This is a genomic window from Modestobacter sp. NPDC049651, from assembly GCF_040659695.1.
Classification (GTDB): Bacteria; Actinomycetota; Actinomycetes; order Mycobacteriales; family Geodermatophilaceae; genus Modestobacter.
Window position 1 is genome coordinate 109,702 of record NZ_JBFAOG010000009.1, and the last position, 18,827, is coordinate 128,528.

The window sequence follows — 18,827 nt, forward strand, 5'->3', positions numbered from 1 at the left end:
CGGGCTCCGGGGACGGGGCCCGCATCCTGGCGGGGTGAGCTGGATCGAACCGCTGCGCCGGCCGTGGGTGCAGCGCGGCGTGCGGGCCGCCCTGGCGGCGGGGCTCGCCTGGCAGGTGGCCCTGCTGCTGCCGCCGGCGCTGTCGGACTACGCCTACTACGCCCCGCTGGGCGCGGTCATCGCCGTGCACCCCACCGTCGCGGACTCCGCGTCGGCCGCGTGGCGGACCGTGCTGGCCATCCTCACCGGCTTCGCGCTGGCGGTGGTGGTCTACGAGCTCACCCGCGCGGTGCCGAACGCGCTGACGATCGCGCTGATCGTGGCGCTGGCGATCGCCGTGGAGCAGTGGCGGCTGTGGCGGGAGGCGGCCAGCTGGGTCAGCTTCGCCGCCGTCCTGATGCTCACCGTGGGCAGCACCGACCCGGCCGGGTACGCGGTGCGCTACGCCGGGCTGACCCTGCTCGGAGCGGCGATCGGCGTGCTCGTGACGACGGTGCTGTTCCCGCCGATGCAGCTCACCCTCGCCGTCCGCCGGGTGGCCGAGGCGCGGCAGCTGCTGGCCGCCCACCTGGACCTGATCGCCGAGGGCCTGCGCCGGGGGGAGCTGCCCGAGCCCGGCACGTGGGAGGCGCAGAGCCGGGAGCTGGGCGTCGCGCTGGACCGGATGCGGGCGGCGGAGACGCTCGTGGAGCGGGCCCGGCGGGCCAACCCGCGCGCCCGGCGCTGGCAGGGCACGGCGGAGAGCATCCGGGAGCAGTCCCGCGCGCTGGACCGCGTCGCCGTCCTCGTCGACGACCTCACCACCCTGGTGGTGCAGTTCCAGCCGCACCGGCGCGGGCTGGACCGGGTGGACGGCGCGACCGGCTGGGTGCTCGCCGACGCGCTGGCGGGCCTGGCCGCGGTGGTCCGCATCCCGTACCACGACACCGAGGGCGAGCCCGACGAGCGGGACGCCGCGATCGACACCGCCGTCTCGGCGCTGGCCCGGCTGACCACCCTGCTGCGCAGCTCCGCCATCGCCGACGACGAGGGGTTCTTCGCCCTCGGCGCGGTGACGGTCGGCATGCACCGGTCGCTGGCGACGCTCGAGGCGCACGTCCGGTTCCCGGAGCCGGCGGACGGTAGCGTCCCGTCCTCGTGAGCCGTGTCGGGGAGGTCCTGGTCCCGCGCCGGCTGGGCACGGGGTTCCGCTGGCTGGTCGCGTCGTCGTGGACGACGAACCTCGGCGACGGCATCGCCCTGGCCGCCGGGCCGCTGCTGGTCGCCTCGCTGACCCGCGACGCGTTCCTGATCGCGCTGGCCGCCACCGTCCAGTGGCTGCCGCCGCTGCTGTTCGGGCTGCTGGCCGGCGCGCTGACCGACCGGCTGGACCGCCGGCTGATCGTGGTCACCGTCGACCTGGCCCGCGCCGCGGTGCTCACCGTGCTCACGGTCGCCGTCGCCACCGACACGGTGTCGATCGCCGCGGTGCTGGCGGCGCTGTTCGTGCTGGGCACCGCGGAGGTGTTCGCCGACAACAGCTCGCAGACCCTGCTGCCGATGCTGGTGGCCCGCGACGACCTGGCGGTGGCGAACGCGCGGCTGCAGACCGGGTTCATCACCGTCAACCAGCTCGCCGGGCCGCCGTTGGGCGCGGCGCTGTTCACCGTCGGCGCGGCGTGGGCGCTGGGCGCGCAGGCGGTGGTCGTGGCGCTGGGCGCGGTGCTGGTCACCCGGATCGTGCTGCCCGCCCGCCCGGCGGAGGACCGGCCGCGGACGGCGCTGCGGCACGACGTCGCCGAGGGCTTCCGCTGGGTGCGCGGGCACGCCGCCGTCCGCACGCTGGTGCTGACCATCCTGATCTTCAACGTGACCTTCGGCGCCGCCTGGTCGGTGCTGGTGCTCTACGCGACCCGGCGGCTGGGGCTGGGCGAGATCGGTTTCGGCCTGGTCACCACCGTGCAGGCGGTCGGCGGCATCGCCGGCACCTCCGTCTACGGCTGGCTGACCCGGCGGGTGACCCTCGGCGGGCTGCTGCGCGTCGGGCTGGTCATCGAGACCCTCACCCACCTGGCGCTGGCCCTGACCACCAGCCCGTACGTCGCGCTGCCGGTGTTCTTCGTCTTCGGTGCGCACGCCTTCGTCTGGGGCACCACGTCGGTGACCGTGCGGCAGCGCGCCGTGCCCGAGCGGCTGCAGGGCCGGGTGAACAGCGTCAACCTGGTCGGCACCTTCGGCGGGCTGGTGGTCGGCTCGGGCATCGGCGGGCTGCTGGCCCAGCACGGCGGGGTCACGGCACCGTTCTGGTTCGCGTTCGCCGGGTCGGCGGTGTTCGTCGTCCTGATCTGGCGGTCGTTGCGCCACGTCGCGGTGGCCGACGCCGCCCCGGCACCCCAGGCATAGGAAGCTCTGCACCCACTCTCGGGCCCTGGAGCGGGTGCAGAGCTTCCTGTGCCTGTCACACGCGGATGAGCAGCTCGCCGTGGGTCATCGACAGCCAGCCGTCGTCGGCGTCCCGCCAGCGGCGCCAGGCGTCGGCCACGGCCTCGAGCTCGTCGGCGGTGGCCAGCCCGTACGCGAGCGCCTGCTCGGCGAAGGACGACGCGGTCGCCCGGCCGGCCCACGAGTTGCCCCACCACTCGCGCTCGGCGGGCGTGGCGTAGCACCAGGACGACGTGGTGGTGACGACGTCGCGCAGCCCCGCGGCGTGCGCCCAGGACAGCAGCCGCCGTCCGGCGTCGGGCTCGGCGTCGTTGCGGCGGGCCACCGCGTAGTAGAGCTCCAGCCAGCGGTCCAGGCCCCGGTCGAGGGGGAACCAGGTGAACGTCGCGTAGTCGACGTCGCGGACGGCGACCAGCCCGCCCGGGCGGGTCACCCGGGCCAGCTCGCGCAGCGCGGCGGCCGGGTCGGTGAGGTGCTGCAGCACCTGGTGGGCGTGCGTGACGTCGAACGAGCCGTCGGGGAACTCCAGCGCGTAGACGTCGCCGACGGTGAACTCGACCGGCACGCCCTCGGCGGTGGCCAGCGCCCGGGCCTCGTCCAGCGGGTCCGCCGAGGCGTCCAGGCCGACGACCCGGCCCGGCGCCACCCGGCGGGCCAGGTCGACCGTGATCGTCCCGGGACCGCAGCCGGCGTCGAGCAGGTCGAGACCGGGCCGCAGGTGCGGCAGCAGGTACCCGGCCGAGTTCTCGACGGTGCGCCAGCGGTGCGACTGCAGGACGGCATCCGCGTGCCCGTGCGTGTAGGTGTCCACGCGGGCAGCATGCACCTGCTGCCCACTACGTGGGAAGCTCGTCTCAGATGCTGAGATCGGTCTCCGCGCCGGCCTGCACCAGGAAGGCCGTCGTCCCCTCGAAGCGGGAGACCACGAAGCCGTACGCGTCCAGCACGTCGGCGACCGCGGCGCTCATCGTCCGCTGCGCGGCGCGCTCGGCCGCGCTGCCCCGGATGCGGTGCACCGCCATCCGGTCGTGCTGCGCCCAGGACACGAGGACGCCGGCCTGCGCGGGGCTCGGCGTCAGGCACACCCCGCCCAGCGGGCGGCTCGGCGTGCGGCCGGTGCAGTCGTGCAGCGAGAGCCCGGACTCCACCACCGCGGCCGCGACCTCGCACACCAGGCCGGTGAGCGGGTCGGCGTCGGAGATCAGCAGGTCCCACTCGTCGGCCAGCCGGTTGAGCTGGTCGGACAGGTGGGTGAGCCAGGTCTGGTCCTCCGGGGAGAACCGCGTCAGCACGGTGTCGTCGTCCATCCGCAGGCCGTAGAGGGCGCGCACGGGGCCGGCGGCGGCGACGGCCAGCTCGGCCACCGCGGCGTCCACCTGGCTGGGGAACGGGCCGCCGGCGACCCGGTCGTCGTCGTCGACCAGCCACCAGCCCAGCGTGGCGAGCGCTGAGTCGACCGACCCCGGACCTGTGCTCGGCGAACTCACGGAACCACTCCCCCTTGAACGGCGTTGCTCACCCCTCATCGGCAGCCCACCACGCCGTGCGGCGTCCCGCGGGAGCCGTGTGACGGACGGGCCGGATCGGGCCCGTGGTCGCCCTGGGTCGGTACCGCGCCGCCGGCCGGCCCGGGCAGACTGGGGCGGTGGTCGACCAACCGGAACTGACGGTCCAGGGCTGGGGGCCGGGCAGCTCCCGGGTCGCGCGGGTCGGCGAGCGGCCCGACTCGGCGGACGGCGTGCTGGAGCTCGAGCGCGACCCCGACCTGCGCACCGCGCTCCCCCGCGCCGCCCGCCGGTACCTGACCCGGGAGCTGGGCTGGACGCCGCGCAGCACGCCCCCGGTGCCGGTCGCCGACATCCGGCTCGCCCCCTCCCGGCTGCCCGCGGCGGACCGCGCGGCGCTGGCCGACCTGGTGGGCGCCGAGCACGTCGCCGACGACCGCACCGCGCGGCTCACCCACGCCGGCGGCAAGAGCTACCTGGACCTGCTGCGCCGCCGCGAGGGCGACGCCAGCGACGCCCCGGACGCCGTCGTGCTGCCCGGCAGCACCGAGGAGACCGCGGCGCTGCTCCAGCTGTGCAGCGAGCGGGGCGTCGTCGTGGTGCCCTTCGGCGGCGGCACCAGCGTGGCCGGCGGGCTGGCCGGCACCGACGCCGACGACCGGCCGGTGGTCGCCGTCGACACCCGCCGGATGGCCGCCATCCGCTCGATCGACGGCCCGTCGTCGCTGGTCACCGTGGGCCCGGGCATGCGCGGGCCGCTGTTCGAGGCGGCGCTGGCCACCGAGGGGCTCACCTTCGGCCACCTCCCGCAGAGCTGGGAGTACGCCACCCTGGGCGGCTACGCGGCGACCCGCTCGGCCGGGCAGTCGGCCACCGGCACCGGCCGGTTCGACGACCTGGTCGCGGGGCTCACGCTCGCCACGCCGTCCGGGGTGCTGGAGCTGGGCTCGCCGCCGGCGTCGGCCGCCGGACCGGACCTGCTGGGCCTGGCGCTGGGCTCGGAGGGCACGCTCGGGGTGATCACCGAGCTGCGGCTGCGGGTGCGCCCGGTACCGCGGGCCACCCGGTACGAGGGCTGGTCGTTCCGCAGCTGGGCCGCGGGGCTGGCCGGGCTGCAGCGGCTGGCCCGGCACGGCCTGCTGCCGGACGTCGTCCGGCTGTCCGACGAGCACGAGACGCGCACCACCCTGCTCCAGGCGACCGGCGCCGGCGCGCGGGCGCTGCGCGGCTCGCTGCGCGCCCGCCGGCACGGCGAGGGCTGCCTGCTGGTGGTCGGCTGGGAGGGCCTGCCGACCCTGGTGCGCGCCCGCCAGCGCGCCGCGGCCTCCGTCCTCGGCGAGGAGGGCGCCGCGCGGCTGGGCCGGCGGGTGGGCGAGCAGTGGCGGCGCGACCGGTTCACCGCGCCCTACCTGCGCGACCGGCTGCTGGACGGCGGGCTGCTGGTCGAGGTGCTGGAGACCGCGGCCACCTGGACGGCGCTGCCTGCGGTGTACGACGCCGTCCGGGGGGCGCTGCAGACGTCGCTGGCCGCGCCGGGGAAGCAGCCGCTGGTGCTCACCTCCGTGGCGCACGGCTACGCGACCGGCGCCTCGCTGACGTTCACCGTGCTGGCCGACCGGGACGACGACCTGCCGATCCAGCAGTGGCTGTCGGCGAAGCGCGCGGCCACCGACGCGCTGCTGGCCGCGGGCGGCACGCTCACCCACCACTCCGCCGTCGGCGTCGACCACCGGCCGTGGCTCGCCGAGGAGGTCGGCGGGCTGGGCGTCGACGTGCTGCGCGCGGTCAAGCGGCAGCTGGACCCGCACGGCATCTGCAACCCGGGGGTGCTGCTGCCCGACTGACGGTTCCGTGGTGGACGACCGGGTAGGGATCCTCCATGTCCGAGGTGGAGGTGGGTGCCGGCGCGGTGCCGGGCTCCATCGCCCTCACCGACGCGGACGGCGCGGTGCTGGTGTTCAGCGGGGTGGTCGGCAAGGACGTCGTCCGCGCGTTCCGGCTGCGGGTGCCGCCGGCGCTGTGGCCGGAGCGGGTCGACCTGTCGGCGGTGACGTCGCTGGACGCCGCGGCCGTGCAGCTGCTGGTGCACCTGGCCCGGCGGCCGCGGCGCGCCGGCCGGGAGCTGCAGGTCCACGGCGCACCCGCCCGGCTGCGCCCGCTGCTGGACCAGGCCGGGCTCACCCGGCCGGACGCCGCCGCCCGCTGACCTCCCCCGCCCGGGTGGACGGCGGCCGCCCGGCTGCAGCCGCGCCGGGCGGTCGCCGATGAGCAGGGCATGGAGGAGTTCCACTGCGGCGACCTGATCCCCGGCTGCGGCGCGGCGTTCCGCGCGGGCAGCGACGACGAGCTGCTCGCCCACGGCACCGTGCACGTGCAGTTCGCGCACGGGATGACCGAGGCCGACGTGACGCCGGAGCTGGCGGCCGCGGCCCGGGCGGCGATCCGCCCGGTCGCCTGAGCCCGGGCTGCTGACCGGCGAGGTCAGCCGCGCCGGCCGAGCGGGGGCAGCTTCGGGACGAGCACCCGGCTGATCGCACCGCCGGCCAGCGCGGCGAGCACGACCACCAGCACGAACACCGCCGAGGGCAGCCGGTCGACCCCGGTCGCGCTCAGCACGAGCAGCGCCAGCGCCGCGACGACCAGGGCGATGCCCGCCGCGACGAGGACGACGAACCAGCGGGGGTGGGTCGGGGTCGGCGCGCTCACCGCGCCAGTGCACCACGCCGGCCCGCCCGGCCGGGAGCACCCGTGGCCGGTGTCACCCCTGCTCCCCGCGCCGGAAGCGGTTCCACTTTCGGCGCCGAAAGCGGCACGGACGGCGTGCACCGGTGGCCGGTGCGACCAAGATCGGCGAGGCTTCGGGGCATGACGGCCGCCGCGCACCAGGTGACGAGCGAGGTCGGGCAGCTGCGCACCGTGCTGCTGCACCGCCCCGGCGACGAGCTGCGCCGGCTGACCCCGCGCAACAACGACGAGCTGCTGTTCGACGGCATCCCGTGGGTCGACCGGGCGCAGCACGAGCACGACGCGTTCGCCGCCACGCTCACCGACCGCGGCGTCGAGGTGCTGTACGTCGACCAGCTGCTGGCCGAGGCGCTCGAGGCGCCGGCCGCCCGCGACGCGGTGATCGGCACCGCCGTCGACGACCCGCGGCTGGGCGCCACGCTGCGCCGGGCCACCGCCGAGCACCTGGCCGGGCTGGCGTCCGAGGACCTGGCGCACGCGCTGATCGCCGGGCTGGCGCACGACGAGCTGCCCGGTGGGCGGGGGCTGGCCTACCAGCTGATGGGCCGCGGGGACTTCGTCGTCCCGCCGTCGCCGAACCTGCTGTTCACCCGGGACTCGTCGGTGTGGGTGGGCGACCAGGTCGCGGTCACCTCGCTGGCGATGCCGGCGCGGCGGCGGGAGAGCGCGCTGCTGGCGGCGGTCTACGCGCACCACCCGCGGTTCGCCGGCACCGGGCAGCTGTACGAGCCGGGGCTGGAGCACCTGGAGGGCGGGGACGTCCTGGTGCTGGCGCCCGGCGTGCTGGCGGTCGGGGTGGGCGAGCGGACGACGCCCGGCGGCGCGGAGCGGCTGGCCCGGCGGGTGTTCGCCCGGGGGCTGGCGCACACGGTGCTCGCCGTCCCGATCGCGCAGCAGCGGGCGACGATGCACCTGGACACCATCGCCACGATGGTCGACGCCGACGCGATGGTCATGTACCCACCGGTCGCGGACACGTTGCCGGCCTGGACGGTCACCGCCGGTCCCGAGCTGCCGGACGACGACGACGTGGTGGAGCTGTCCGTCACGGGACCGCAGCCGTTCCTGCTGGCCGCCGCGGCGGCGATGGGCATCGACCGGCTGCGGGTGATCGACACCGGGCTGGACCCGGTGACCGCCGAGCGCGAGCAGTGGGACGACGGCAACAACACCCTCGCGCTGGCGCCGCGGCTGGCGGTGGCCTACGAGCGGAACACCGTCACGAACGCGGCGCTGGAGGCCGCCGGCATCGAGGTGCTGCGGATCGCCGGGTCGGAGCTGGGCAGCGGCCGCGGCGGACCGCGCTGCATGTCCTGCCCGATCGACCGCGCGCCGCTGGGATAGCCGACGCTCTTTCCATTGCTCTTGACAGTCGACCTGTCTTTTCGACAGGCTACCTGTCATGCCGCGATCGACGCCCAGCCGCCCGGATGACACCCTGGCGGTGACCACCGGGGCAGGCGGCGATGCCGACCCGATCGGCGCGGGCGCTGCGGCATACCGGGTCCTGCAGCAGGTGCGCCCGCTCTACCAGGCCGCCGGCCGGGCCGTGGACGACGCGTTGGACGGCACCGAGCTGACGATGGCGTTGCGCGCCGTGCTGGAGCTCGTGCTCGAGCGGGGGCCCCTGACCGTCCCGCAGGTCGCCCGCGAGTTCGCCATCACCCGGCAGAGCGTCCAGGCGCTCGTCGACACGGGCGCGGACCGCGGGCTCGTCGAGCTCGCGGACAACCCGCAGCACCGGCGCTCCCGGCTCGTCACCGCGACCGGCCACGGCCGGCGGACCTTCGCCGAGGTGCACCGGCGCGAGCTCGCGAACCTCGACCGGGTCGCCGGCGACCTCGACAGCGCGGACCTCGTGCGGTGCGCTGCCGTGCTGGCCACCCTCACCGATCGCATCCGCCGGCTCTCCGACCAGGACCAGGAGCTCCCGTGAACCAGGCCCCCGACCTCGTCCTCCCCACCCGGCTCGTCGACCCCGTCGACCGCGGCGGCACCGACCTCTACCTGCCGGCGGACGGCGGACGGCCGCCCGTCGTCCTACTGGTGCACGGCCTGTTCGAGCAGCCCCCGCCGGTGAGCCCACGCCGCACGCCGTTCTTCCGTGCCTATGCCTCCCAGCTCGCGCACCGCGGGGTGGCCGCCGCGGTGTTCGACCACGAGCTGACCGGTGGCATGCGCTACCCGCAGGCCGCAGAGACGCTCGACCGGGTGCTGTCCGAGCTGCGCGGCGGTGGCGAGGTGGACGGCGACACGGTCGCCGTCTGGTTCTTCTCCGGCGGCGGTCCGCTCGCCTACCCGCTCCTGGCCGCCGGCCACGACTGGCTGCGCTGCGTGGCGCTGACCTATCCCCTGCTGCCCACCGAGGACATCCCCGGCTGGCCGTCCCTGTCCGACGCCGTGGACGGGCTGGGGAGCACCCCGGTGGTGCTCACGCTCGTGGAGCACGAGATCCCGGGATTCGTCGCCGGGCAGCAGGCGCTGCTCGACGCGCGCCCCGCCGGCCTGACGACCATCCGGGTACCGGCGGCGCAGCACGGCTTCGACACCGGCCCCGCGACCGAGCACGGCCGAGCCGCGGTCCGCGACGCGCTGGCAGCCGTCGCCGGCCACCTGGTCGGCCCTGGGGCATAGGCGCGGCGTGGACGAGGAGCTCGTCGCCGCCGTCTACGACCAGGTGCGCGAGGTGGCCCGTCTCGTCCGAGCTCCCGCCGCAGGGGAGCGGACCGACCCGGCGTGCCGGCGCGTCGGCCTACCGGGCCGCCGCTGCCTCCTCAGGCGCGCCCTGCTGGGCCGCGGCCGGGTCCATCCACATGACCTGCCAGCCGTGACCGTCGAGGTCGAAGAAGCTGCGCGAGTACATGAACCCGTGGTCCTCGGGGCCGTCCGCCTCCGCCCCACCCCCGGCCAGCGCGGCCGCAGCGACGTCGTCGACCTCCTCGCGGGTCCCCACGTTGAAGCTGAACAGCGCCAGCGCGTGCGTGGCGGGATCGGCCATCGGCCGGTGCGAGTACTGCGCGAAGGTCTCGTGGGTGCCGAGCATGACGCTGGCCTGCTCGCCCACCACCATGCAGGCGGCGGTCTCGCCGGAGAAGGCCGGGTCGAAGGTGAACCCGAGCGCGGCGAAGAACGCCTTGCTGCGCTCGAGGTCGGCGACGGGGATGGTGACGAACAGGTGGCGGCCGGGGTGGGCAGCTGCGGTCACGGAAGACCTCCAGGTCGGTGGTGCGATGGCGTCGAGGTCAGGACCGGCCGGCCCGGCGGAACTCATCGGTGCAGGCGGCAGGCCGTCGTCCGGCTCAGGCCGGGCGCGGCGCCCTGCCCAGCCGGCTGAGGTGCCAGGACAGGGCGTGGACGGCCATCACCACGGCCAGCGCGGTCGCGGCGTCGATCGCGAACGCGCGGGCCGCGTACTGCGCCAGGTCGGCGGCGCCGGTGATCCCGTCGTCCCGCACCTGCTGCCACTCCCCGACCGCGCCGACGGCCCCGGCCACCAGCGCCACGACCACCGCCACGGCGACCACCCCCGCCTGCACCCGGCGCCCGAGCAGCAGCCCGGCCGGCACCGGCTCGACGGCCGTCGTCCGCCACCACCGCACCGCCCAGACCAGCAGCACGACAGCGCCGACCACCCCGCTGAGCAAGTTGAGCCGAGACGACCAGCCGTACCCGGCGACGTCGTCCAGCGCGTCCCAGGCCAGGTGCGTCGCCGCCCCGGCGACCAGCGACAGCAGCAGCCAGCCGATCCGGTGCCACGTGAAACTCCTCGCCGCCCGTGCCGCCCGTCCTGCTGCGGCCGGCGGCAGCAGGGCCAGCAACGGCCGCTCGAGCAGCAGCTGGAACACCGCCAGCAGCACCAGCGCGATCAACGGGTCGAACCACAGCACCGCCGTCCAGCTGTGGGTGAGCGTCAGGTTGTAGTCGCCGCCCAGCCACCGCAGCGAGACGTAGTACGGCAGGTCCGGCGCCATCGCGCCGGCCGCCAGCGCCGAGGGCACCAGCGGCGTCCGCGCAAGCGGGAGCACCGCCGCGGGGTGGACCAGGGTGAACGGCACCCGGGCACCCTAGGGCGCCGCAGGTCGAGCCGGGCTACGCCGCGCGGCGGTCGGCGACGGCCGGCGCACCCGCCGGCGGACGGCGCAGCGGCTCGGCGTCCCGGGCCATCCGGCCGGCGTCCCGGCCCTCGCGCCACGACGTGAACCTGCCCAGCAGCTCCCCCACCGGCCCGCGGCCCGGCGTCCGGCCGCGCCAGGCCAGCACGCTCACCAGCACCGCCCCGGCGAACAGCAGCAGGTGCGCCACCGCGCGGTCGGCCGGCACGTGCCCGGCGCGCAGGTCGCCGAAGGTGACCCAGCCCAGCAGCGCGGCGAACGACAGCAGGAACGGCAGCGCCCCGGCCGCCAGCCGCGGCAGCGCCGCCACCCCGAGGAAGCAGGCGGCCAGCGCCAGGTTCCACGCGCCGGTCTCGTGCGAGAGGTGCACCGGCATCGCCATGTGCCCGGCGTGCGCGCCACCGCCGTCCAGCGCCGGCAGCCCGACCGCCAGCTGCCCGATGCCGGCGGCCAGCAGCGCCACCCGCAGCGCGATGTCCACCCAGCGGCGCGGGCCGTGCACCCGCGCCCCGGGCAACCGGGCCAGCACGGCGGCGGTCACGTCCGGGACGGCGACGTCGACCGGCGTCAGCCGCGCCCGGCGGGTGACCTCGGCGGCCGCCTCCGCCCAGCCACGGCAGGCCGCGCACCCGGCCAGGTGCTCGTCGACCCACTGCTGCGGGACCCCGGGCGACTCGCCGTCCAGACCCGCGGAGACGGCCTCACGACAAGCTGCACAGCGCACGGTGGGATAGTCGTCGGCGGCAATCGCTCAGTTCCCGGGGAGAAGACGTGGGTCAGCTGGAGCGCCTCGCGGCCCAGGCGGCCCGGGGCGACGTCGCGGCGCAGGCCGCGCTGATCCGCGAGACCCAGGCGGATGTGTGGCGGCTGTGCGCCCACCTCGCCGACCGGCAGGTGGCCGAGGACCTCACCCAGGAGACCTTCCTGCGCGCGCTGCCGGCGCTGGCCCGGTTCGAGGGCCGCTCGAGCCTGCGCACCTGGCTGCTGTCCATCGCCCGGCGGGTCTGCGCCGACCACCTGCGCGCCAAGAAGCGCCGCCGGCTGGTGCTCGTCGGCGAGGACACCGACCTCGGTGAGCTGGTCCGCGACCTCCCGGACGACGAGGTCGGCGGCACCGTCGCCGCGCAGGACGTGCTCGACCGGCTGGACCCCGAGCGGCGCGAGGCGTTCGTGCTCACCCAGCTGATGGGGCTGCCCTACGCCGAGGCCGCCGAGGTGGTGGGCTGCCCGGTGGGCACCATCCGCTCCCGGGTCGCCCGGGCCCGCGCCGACCTGGTCGCCGCGCTCGTCGCCGCCGACCACCCGCGCACCCGCGGCACGTCGTCGTCCTGAGTGGAGTGCAGGACGGCAGGAAACCTGCGGCCGCACACTCCGACACCTACGGGCGCTGGGCGGCGAGGCGGCGCAGGCGCTCGTTGTAGGCGAGCAGCTCCGGGTCGTCGCCGGACTCGCCGCGGGCGATCGCCCGGTCCCGCTCCCGCTCCGTCGACCGGTTGGCGCGCTCCTCCGAGCGGCTCCACTGGAAGAACACGACCGCCAGCACGATCACCGTCGGGAACTCGCCGAACGACCAGGCGATGCCGCCGGCCGCGCCCTGGTCCCACAGCGGGTCGACGTCCCAGGACGCCGGCGCGTGCTGGAACGACGTGACGACCAGGCTGCTGCTCATCATCACGATGACGCCGAAGAAGGCGTGGAACGGAGCGGGCAGCAGCAGTTCGAGCATCCGGGCGCCGTGGCCCGACCGGCGCGGCCACGGGTCGATCGCCAGGATCGGCCCGAAGAACAGCAGCCCGGTGACCAGGAAGTGCGTGAGCATGAACCAGTGGCCGAACGGGTTGGCCATCAGGTCGTCGAAGACCGGCGTGAAGTAGACGCCGTAGAGGCTCACGATGAACAGCGGGATCGTGAACAGCGGGTTCGACACGAACTGGGCCAGCCGGCTGTGCAGGCCCGCCAGCAGCAGCCGCCGCGGCGCCCCGGCGGTGCCCCGCGAGCTCGGCAGCACCCGCAGCGCCAGGGTGACCGGCGCGCCGAGCAGCATCAGCAGCGGCGAGACCATGGTCAGCGCCATGTGCTGGACCATGTGCAGGCTGAACAGCCCCATGCCGTAGGTCTGCAGGCCGCTGGCGGTCACGTAGAAGACGCTGCCGACGCCGGCCAGCCAGCTGGCGGTGCGCACCCACGGCCACTGGACGCCGCGGCGCCGCAGCACGAGGACGCCCACCAGGTAGACGACCCCGAGGGCCAGCGCCATCCAGGCCAGCGCGGAGGCGGCGCCGAGGTCCAGGCCCAGCACCCGGCCCACCGTGGGAGGTGCCTCGGGCAGGTGCATGTGGCTCATCCCGCCGCCCATGCCGCCCATGCCGCCGTGGTCCATTCGCTCGCACACTCCTCTGCCGCGCCGCTGGCGCCGTCCACGGTAGGCCGGTGACCCGGGCCGCGCCGCGCCACCTCCTCCGTCGTCCACGGCGGCCGTCCGGTTCCCGGAACCGCCCGTCGCGCCGCCGCACGGCCGCGTCCGCCCGCACCACAGGGCGTCCCCCTGCAGCAGCGTTGGTGCGGGGGGACGCCCTTCGATCAGGTCACCTGATCGAAGCCGGGGTCAGCGGAGGGTGATCTGGCGGGACAGCAGGCCCGCCCGGGCGCGCCGCTCGTCGGCGTCCAGCGGGGTGTCGACGGCGAGCGCCGCGGTCAGCCGCGCGTCCAGCTCCGCCGCCGGACCCTGCCACTCCTCGGCCGGGGTGTCAGCGGGCAGGTCCCACACCGGCACGACCAGCCCGTGGGCGCGGAACGCCCCGGCGTAGCGGGTGCCCTCCCCCAGCAGGACCTGCTCGGCGGCCGACAGCCGGGCCAGCGCGTCCAGCAGCCGCTCCTCCGGCTCGGGGCGCACCCAGCGCAGGTGCGCCCGCTCGTCGCTGGGCCGGCACCAGTAGGCGGCGCCCAGGTCGGTCAGCCGGGCGGTCGGCATCAGCATGTCGTTGGCCTGCTGCAGCCCGGCCAGCGCCTGCGGGCTGGGGTCGGTGCCCTCCAGCCAGAAGCCGAAGTCGTTGCGGACGTCGACCACCAGCGGGGCGGAGAGGTCGAGCAGCTCCTGCAGCCGCGGGCCCGCAGAGCCGGCCGCGCCGACCGGGCCCGGGTCGACCGGGGTGCCCTTCGGCGACTCCAGCGCGGCGGCCAGCGCCGTCCCGAGGTCGCGGCTGACGTCGTCGGACGCGGTCGGCAGCTGCGCGCCGAGCATGATCTCGCCGTTGGCGCGCACCAGCGCCGGCGCACCGCCGGGCAGCACGCTGGCCAGCGTCACGGCGCGGCCGTCGGCGGTGGTCAGCGGCGCGACCGCGGCCGGCACCAGCTCGCGTAGCGCGACCCAGTCGGCCTCACCGGGCAGGCCCTCGAAGGGCCGGCGGACGACGGGCGCGTACGACGAGCCGTGGCAGTGCTTGTACTTGCGGCCCGAGCCACAGGGGCAGGGGGCCTTCGGGTTGATCTCGCCGTCGGCGGCCGGGGCGGCGGCGGGACGGCGGGTCGCGGAGCGGGCCATGCGCCGAGGGTAGGTGGCACCCCACACCAGCGGCAGCAGCGGGCGGGGCGCGCCTTACCCTCGGTCCGTGACGCTGGCGCCCTCTCCGCTCGACCTCTCGAACCCGGCCGTGGTGGCCGACCCGTACCCGGCGTTCGCCGTGGCGCGGGCCCAGGCACCGGTGCAGTGGGACGAGCGGCTGGGCCTGTGGCTGGCGTTCACCCACACCGAGGCGAACGCGGTGCTCCGCGACCGCCGGCTGGGCCGCATCTGGCGGGACAAGGCCCCGGCGGAGCGGTTCGACCAGTTCAACCTCATCCACCGCAACGCCATCCTGGAGATGGAGCCGCCGACGCACACCCGGCTGCGCCGGCTGATCAGCGCGGCGTTCGCCCGCGGGCACGTCGAGCGGCTGCGGCCCTGGGTGCAGGAGCTGGCCGACTCCCTGGTCGACCAGCTGGTCGAGCGGTCGGCCGGCCGGACGCCGGTCGACGTGCTGTCCGGGATGAGCGAGGAGCTGCCGGTCGCGGTCATCGCCGAGCTGCTCGGCGTGCCGGCCGCCGACCGGCCGCTGCTGCGGCCCTGGTCGAACGCGATCGTGAAGATGTACGAGTACGGCCGGACGACGGAGATCGAGGACGCCGCCGAGACCGCCGCCGCCGAGTTCGTCGAGTACCTGCGCGCGCTGGCCGCCGAGCGCCGGCGGTCCCCCGGCGAGGACCTGCTCACCCACCTGGTCACCGTGCGCGACTCCGAGGGCGACCGGCTGACCGAGGACGAGCTGGTCACCACCTGCGTCCTGCTGCTCAACGCCGGGCACGAGGCGACGGTCAACGTGTCGGGCAACGGGCTGCTCGCGCTGCTGGAGCACCCCGACCAGCTGCAGCGGCTGCGCGAGGACCCGTCGCTGCTGCCCACCGCGATCGAGGAGCTGATGCGCTTCGACTCGCCGCTGCAGCTGTTCGAACGCACCGCCACCGCCGACGTGGAGATCGGCGGGGTCACCGTCACCGAGGGGCAGAAGATCGCCGCCCTGCTGGGCAGCGCCAACCGCGACCCCGCGGTGTTCACCGACCCCGACACGCTGGACGTCGGCCGCACCGACAACCCGCACATCTCCTTCGGCGCCGGGGTGCACTTCTGCATCGGCGCCCCGCTGGCCCGGGTCGAGCTGCAGGCGTCGTTCGGCGCGCTGCTGTCCCGCACCTCGCGGCTGGAGCTCGGTGCCCCGGCGCAGCGCCGTCCGGAGTTCGTGATCCGCGGCCTGCGCGACCTGCCGGTGGTGCTCACCGCCTGACCCCAGGGCCTCAGGCAAAGGAAGCTCTGCACCCGGTTCCCGGCGGGAAAGTGGGTGCAGAGCTTCCGTTGCCTGTGACGGGCAGACGGGTCAGGCGGCGGGGACCGGAGCGTCCGCGGGCAGGTCGGTGCCCAGGTAGGCGCCGGCCGCGACCAGCCGCTGCTGCAGCTGGTCGACCGGGACGCCGGCCGCGGTGGTGCCGTGCTCCAGCGCGAGGTCCGCGGCGGTGCCGGCGGCCTGGCCCATCACGAAGCAGGGCCCGGTGACCCGGCCGGAGGACTGACCCAGCTGGGTCATCGACGCGCACCGGCCGGCGACCAGCAGGTTGCCGACACCCTGCGGCACGATCATCCGGTAGGGCAGCTGGTTGTAGCCGCGGGAGTCCTCGGCGCGAGGGAAGCGGAACTCGACGTCGCCCTGCACGTGCGCCTCGACCGGCCAGCCGTTGACGCCGATCGTGTCGTCGAAGTCGACGCACTCGAGCACGTCGTCCTCGGTGAGCTGGTACGGCCCCACGATCCGCCGGGTCTCCCGGATGCCGATCTGCGGCGCGATGTCGACGACGTAGGAGTTCTCGAAGCCCGGCGTCCGCTCGCGGATGAACGCGAACGTGTCGCGCACCTGACGGCGGCCCTGGATCTCGCCGTGGGTCAGCTGCCGGACGTCGGTGCCGTCGACCGCCGAGCCGTCGGGGTTGCTGAGCTGGGTGAGGTTGGACCGCCACTCCAGCGGGTTGCGCTGCGGCCGGACGATCGGCTTCTTGCGCGGGAACGAGTGGGTGCCCGCGGCCTCGGCGTCCTCCATCAGGACCTTGATCGTGCGCCAGGCGTCGCCGGCCTCGACCGGGTCGACCCCGTTGATCCGGAACATCAGCGACGGGTAGAGCAGGTGCTCGGAGCGCTCGACCGGCACCCCGGCGCCCACCGCGACGTCCGCGTCGCCCGAGCCGTCGATGAAGAACCGGCCCCGGACGACGCCCGGCCCGGACTTGGACTCCACGACGACCCCGGCGATGGTGTCCTCGCCGTCCATGACCACGCCGGTCACGGTGGTGTGGAACAGCAGCTCCGCGCCGCCGGCCAGCACGAGCTCGTCGGCGGCGATCTTGTAGGCGGAGATGTCGAAGGCCTGCGCCATGATCCGGTTCTCGACGGTCAGGTGCGGGGTGTTCAGCCCGTCGAGGGCGGTGAGCCGGTCCAGCAGCTCGTCGGTGTAGCCGTGCACGACCAGCTGGTCGACGCCGTGCACCCGGGCGTGCAGGCCGCAGAAGGTGCTCAGCCCGCCCATCGTGCCCGCACCCCCGAGGAACCCGTACCGCTCGATGAGCAGCGTCGAGCGGCCCGCGCGGGAGGCGGCGGTCGCGGCCATGATGCCGGCGGGGCCACCACCGATGACCACCACGTCGTACTCGCCCAGGACGGGCACGGTGCGGGCCGGCAGGGTCAGTGCATCGGACATCAGGACTCCTTGACGACGCGGGAGGGGGACGAGGACGACGCGACGCACGCGCTGGGGTCCCCGTTCTCGCGGGCGCACAGCACGGCGCCGCAGGCGAGCGGCTGGACGAGATCGCGGTACTGGTCGAGCATCCCGCCGCCGGTGTCGGCGTCGGCCGGGGGCTGGTAGGGCGGCCGGGCGGCGAGCTCGTCCTCGGGCACCAGCAGGTCGAGGCGGCCGGTGGCGAGGTCGATGTCGATCACGTCGTCGTCCTGCACCAGGCCCAGCGGCCCGCCGGCGGCGGCCTCGGGCGAGACCTCGCCGACCGTCACGCCCTGGTTGACCAGGCCGCTGAACTGGCCGTCGGTCACCAGCGCGACCGACTCGGCGAGCCCGCGCGCGTGCAGCGCGAAGATGAACGCCGAGGTCATCCCCATGCCCGGGCCACCGGCGACGCCGATGCCGCGGATCACCGCGACGTCGCCGGGCTTGATCCGGCCGCTGGCGATGCCTTCGATCGCCTCCTCGCGGTTGGCGAACACCCGGGCCGGTCCGGTGAACCGCGGCGGGTCCGGGTCCGGCACGGGGCGCTTGGCGACCGCGCCGTCGGCGGCGAGCGTGCCGCGCAGCACGGTGATCGCCGGGGTGTTGCCGAACGGGTCGGACAGCGGGCGGATCACCTCGCCGTCGGCGGGCCGGGCGGTCGCGAGGTCGTCGGCCAGCGTGCCGCCGCCGACCGTGCGCTGCGCGGTGTCCAGCAGCGGCGCCAGCTCCCGCAGCACGGTCGCGCCGCCACCGGCGTCCTCGAACTGCTCGATCAGGTAGGGCCCGTTGGGCCGCACCGAGCTCAGCAGCGGCGTCTCGCGCCCGAGCTCGCGGTAGGCCGACCAGACGTCGACCTCGACGCCGGCCTCGATGGCCACCGCCTGCAGGTGCTTGATCGTGTTCATCGACCCGCCGATGGCCAGCATCGTGCGGACGGCGTTGCGGACCGAGGCCGCGGTGATGACGTCGCGCGGGCGGACGTCGTGCTCGATCGCGTCGACCAGCGCCCGGGCGGACCGGCGGACGTTGTCCCACATCGGGGCGCTGTTGGCGCGCACCGGGGCGGAGCCGGGCACCGCCATGCCCAGCGCCAGCGCGGCGATGTGCATCGAGTTCGCCGTGGCCATGCCCGAGCAGACGCCGGGGCCGAGGATCGCGTCGTCGGCGAGGTCGGCCAGGTGGTCGGTCGGCTCCCCGGTCACCGCGGCCTGCGCGGCGAGGAGGAAGACCTCCTCGACGTCGGCCTCGCGCCCCTCGGCCAGCCCGCTGTGCTGGTAGCCGCACGGCACGATGACCGTCGGGATGTTCATCCGGCCGGCGGCCATCAGGTGCGCCGGGGTCGTCTTGTCGCACGAGCTGAGGCAGATCATCGCGTCGAGCTTGGCGCCCTCGACCACCGCCTCGATGTCGTTCACGATCAGGTCGCGGCTGGGCAGGATGTACCGCCCGGCGCGACCGGCGCTGGTGACGAAGTCCGACGGCGCGGTCGTGCGGATCTCGAACGGCAGCACGCCCAGCGCCCGCAGCTCGTCCTTGAGCACCGCGACGATCCCGTCGAGGTGCGCGTAGCAGGCGGCCAGGTCCGAGGACGTGTTGACGATGGCGACCTTGGGCTTGCTCAGCTCCTCCGGCGCGATGCCGAGCGACCGCCACTGCGCCCGTCGGGCCAGCCCGAGCGCGGAGGTCGCGGAGAAGTTGCTGCGCAGGTCGGGCATCTCGTCCTCGCTGTCGGTCGGCGGAGGGGC

General features: G+C 75.5%; 20 protein-coding genes. 10 read left to right on the forward strand and 10 right to left on the reverse strand.

Going from position 1 to position 18,827, the window contains the following annotated elements; all coding sequences use genetic code 11:
• Positions 1-34: 34 nt before the first annotated feature.
• Together AB0J00_RS14175 and AB0J00_RS14180 are read left to right on the forward strand one after the other, a co-directional pair.
• On the forward strand, positions 35-1,141 hold the full coding sequence (locus AB0J00_RS14175; RefSeq protein WP_357745440.1) for an aromatic acid exporter family protein: 1,107 nt from the start codon (positions 35-37) through the stop codon (positions 1,139-1,141).
• Positions 1,138-2,382, forward strand: a complete 1,245-nt coding sequence (locus AB0J00_RS14180) for an MFS transporter (protein ID WP_357745442.1) — start codon at positions 1,138-1,140, stop codon at positions 2,380-2,382. The genes AB0J00_RS14175 and AB0J00_RS14180 overlap by 4 nt, the downstream gene beginning before the upstream one ends.
• A gap of 55 nt (positions 2,383-2,437) precedes the next feature.
• Here the strand turns inward: AB0J00_RS14180 and AB0J00_RS14185 are convergent, their stop codons facing one another.
• On the reverse strand, positions 2,438-3,232 hold the full coding sequence (locus AB0J00_RS14185) for a methyltransferase domain-containing protein (RefSeq protein WP_357745445.1): 795 nt from the start codon (positions 3,230-3,232) through the stop codon (positions 2,438-2,440).
• A 43-nt stretch (positions 3,233-3,275) separates the two neighbouring features.
• The gene (locus AB0J00_RS14190) at positions 3,276-3,908 is read right to left on the reverse strand and encodes a hypothetical protein (protein ID WP_357745447.1); all 633 of its coding nucleotides are present in this window, start codon (positions 3,906-3,908) and stop codon (positions 3,276-3,278) included.
• A gap of 158 nt (positions 3,909-4,066) precedes the next feature.
• On the opposite strand from AB0J00_RS14190, the gene AB0J00_RS14195 reads away from it, so the two are divergent.
• The 3 genes from AB0J00_RS14195 to AB0J00_RS14205 all read left to right on the forward strand — a co-directional run bounded on the left by AB0J00_RS14195 (position 4,067) and on the right by AB0J00_RS14205 (position 6,384).
• Positions 4,067-5,770 carry an FAD-binding oxidoreductase gene (locus AB0J00_RS14195; protein ID WP_357745450.1) on the forward strand — a complete coding sequence of 568 codons (1,704 nt, stop codon included), beginning with the start codon at positions 4,067-4,069 and terminating at the stop codon, positions 5,768-5,770.
• 35 nt (positions 5,771-5,805) lie between these two features.
• The gene (locus AB0J00_RS14200) at positions 5,806-6,132 is read left to right on the forward strand and encodes an STAS domain-containing protein (RefSeq protein ID WP_357745452.1); all 327 of its coding nucleotides are present in this window, start codon (positions 5,806-5,808) and stop codon (positions 6,130-6,132) included.
• A 69-nt stretch (positions 6,133-6,201) separates the two neighbouring features.
• Positions 6,202-6,384: a DUF1059 domain-containing protein gene (locus AB0J00_RS14205; protein WP_357745453.1), complete on the forward strand. Its 183-nt coding sequence runs from the start codon at positions 6,202-6,204 to the stop codon at positions 6,382-6,384.
• A 23-nt stretch (positions 6,385-6,407) separates the two neighbouring features.
• On the opposite strand, the gene AB0J00_RS14210 is transcribed toward AB0J00_RS14205, so the two are convergent.
• Positions 6,408-6,632, reverse strand: a complete 225-nt coding sequence (locus AB0J00_RS14210; protein WP_357745455.1) for a hypothetical protein — start codon at positions 6,630-6,632, stop codon at positions 6,408-6,410.
• Between the two features lie 159 nt (positions 6,633-6,791).
• Between AB0J00_RS14210 and AB0J00_RS14215 the strand changes: the two genes are divergently transcribed.
• The 3 genes from AB0J00_RS14215 to AB0J00_RS14225 are packed head-to-tail and all read left to right on the forward strand — an operon-like array spanning position 6,792 to position 9,305.
• Positions 6,792-8,015, forward strand: a complete 1,224-nt coding sequence (locus AB0J00_RS14215) for an arginine deiminase (protein WP_357745458.1) — start codon at positions 6,792-6,794, stop codon at positions 8,013-8,015.
• A 58-nt stretch (positions 8,016-8,073) separates the two neighbouring features.
• Complete coding sequence (locus tag AB0J00_RS14220; protein ID WP_357745461.1) at positions 8,074-8,607, forward strand: MarR family winged helix-turn-helix transcriptional regulator; 534 nt, start codon at positions 8,074-8,076, stop codon at positions 8,605-8,607.
• Entirely contained in the window at positions 8,604-9,305 is a 702-nt protein-coding gene (locus tag AB0J00_RS14225; protein WP_357745464.1) for a hypothetical protein, read from the forward strand. Before AB0J00_RS14220 ends, AB0J00_RS14225 begins: the two co-directional genes overlap by 4 nt.
• Before the next feature lie 118 nt (positions 9,306-9,423).
• Here AB0J00_RS14225 and AB0J00_RS14230 read toward each other — a convergent pair whose 3' ends face one another.
• The 3 genes from AB0J00_RS14230 to AB0J00_RS14240 all read right to left on the reverse strand — a co-directional run bounded on the left by AB0J00_RS14230 (position 9,424) and on the right by AB0J00_RS14240 (position 11,507).
• Positions 9,424-9,876, reverse strand: coding sequence for a VOC family protein (locus AB0J00_RS14230; RefSeq protein WP_357745466.1), 453 nt, complete (start codon positions 9,874-9,876; stop codon positions 9,424-9,426).
• A 94-nt stretch (positions 9,877-9,970) separates the two neighbouring features.
• Entirely contained in the window at positions 9,971-10,726 is a 756-nt protein-coding gene (locus AB0J00_RS14235) for a DUF4184 family protein (RefSeq protein ID WP_357745469.1), read from the reverse strand.
• Between the two features lie 34 nt (positions 10,727-10,760).
• Positions 10,761-11,507, reverse strand: a complete 747-nt coding sequence (locus tag AB0J00_RS14240) for a zf-HC2 domain-containing protein (RefSeq protein WP_357745472.1) — start codon at positions 11,505-11,507, stop codon at positions 10,761-10,763.
• A gap of 47 nt (positions 11,508-11,554) precedes the next feature.
• Here AB0J00_RS14240 and AB0J00_RS14245 point away from each other — a divergent pair, with 47 nt between their 5' ends.
• Positions 11,555-12,115, forward strand: coding sequence for a sigma-70 family RNA polymerase sigma factor (locus AB0J00_RS14245; protein WP_357745475.1), 561 nt, complete (start codon positions 11,555-11,557; stop codon positions 12,113-12,115).
• 46 nt (positions 12,116-12,161) lie between these two features.
• On the opposite strand, the gene AB0J00_RS14250 is transcribed toward AB0J00_RS14245, so the two are convergent.
• Positions 12,162-13,163, reverse strand: a complete 1,002-nt coding sequence (locus AB0J00_RS14250) for a cytochrome c oxidase assembly protein (RefSeq protein ID WP_357745478.1) — start codon at positions 13,161-13,163, stop codon at positions 12,162-12,164.
• A 225-nt stretch (positions 13,164-13,388) separates the two neighbouring features.
• Positions 13,389-14,324 carry a DUF5926 family protein gene (locus AB0J00_RS14255; protein WP_357745479.1) on the reverse strand — a complete coding sequence of 312 codons (936 nt, stop codon included), beginning with the start codon at positions 14,322-14,324 and terminating at the stop codon, positions 13,389-13,391.
• Between the two features lie 67 nt (positions 14,325-14,391).
• Between AB0J00_RS14255 and AB0J00_RS14260 the strand changes: the two genes are divergently transcribed.
• Positions 14,392-15,600: a cytochrome P450 gene (locus tag AB0J00_RS14260; protein WP_357745481.1), complete on the forward strand. Its 1,209-nt coding sequence runs from the start codon at positions 14,392-14,394 to the stop codon at positions 15,598-15,600.
• A gap of 90 nt (positions 15,601-15,690) precedes the next feature.
• Here the strand turns inward: AB0J00_RS14260 and AB0J00_RS14265 are convergent, their stop codons facing one another.
• Both AB0J00_RS14265 and AB0J00_RS14270 read right to left on the reverse strand, forming a co-directional pair.
• A complete protein-coding gene (locus AB0J00_RS14265; protein ID WP_357745484.1) occupies positions 15,691-17,058 on the reverse strand; it encodes an FAD-dependent oxidoreductase in 1,368 nt (455 codons plus the stop codon).
• Complete coding sequence (locus tag AB0J00_RS14270; RefSeq protein WP_357745486.1) at positions 17,058-18,797, reverse strand: dihydroxy-acid dehydratase; 1,740 nt, start codon at positions 18,795-18,797, stop codon at positions 17,058-17,060. The genes AB0J00_RS14265 and AB0J00_RS14270 overlap by 1 nt, the downstream gene beginning before the upstream one ends.
• Positions 18,798-18,827 lie beyond the last annotated feature (30 nt).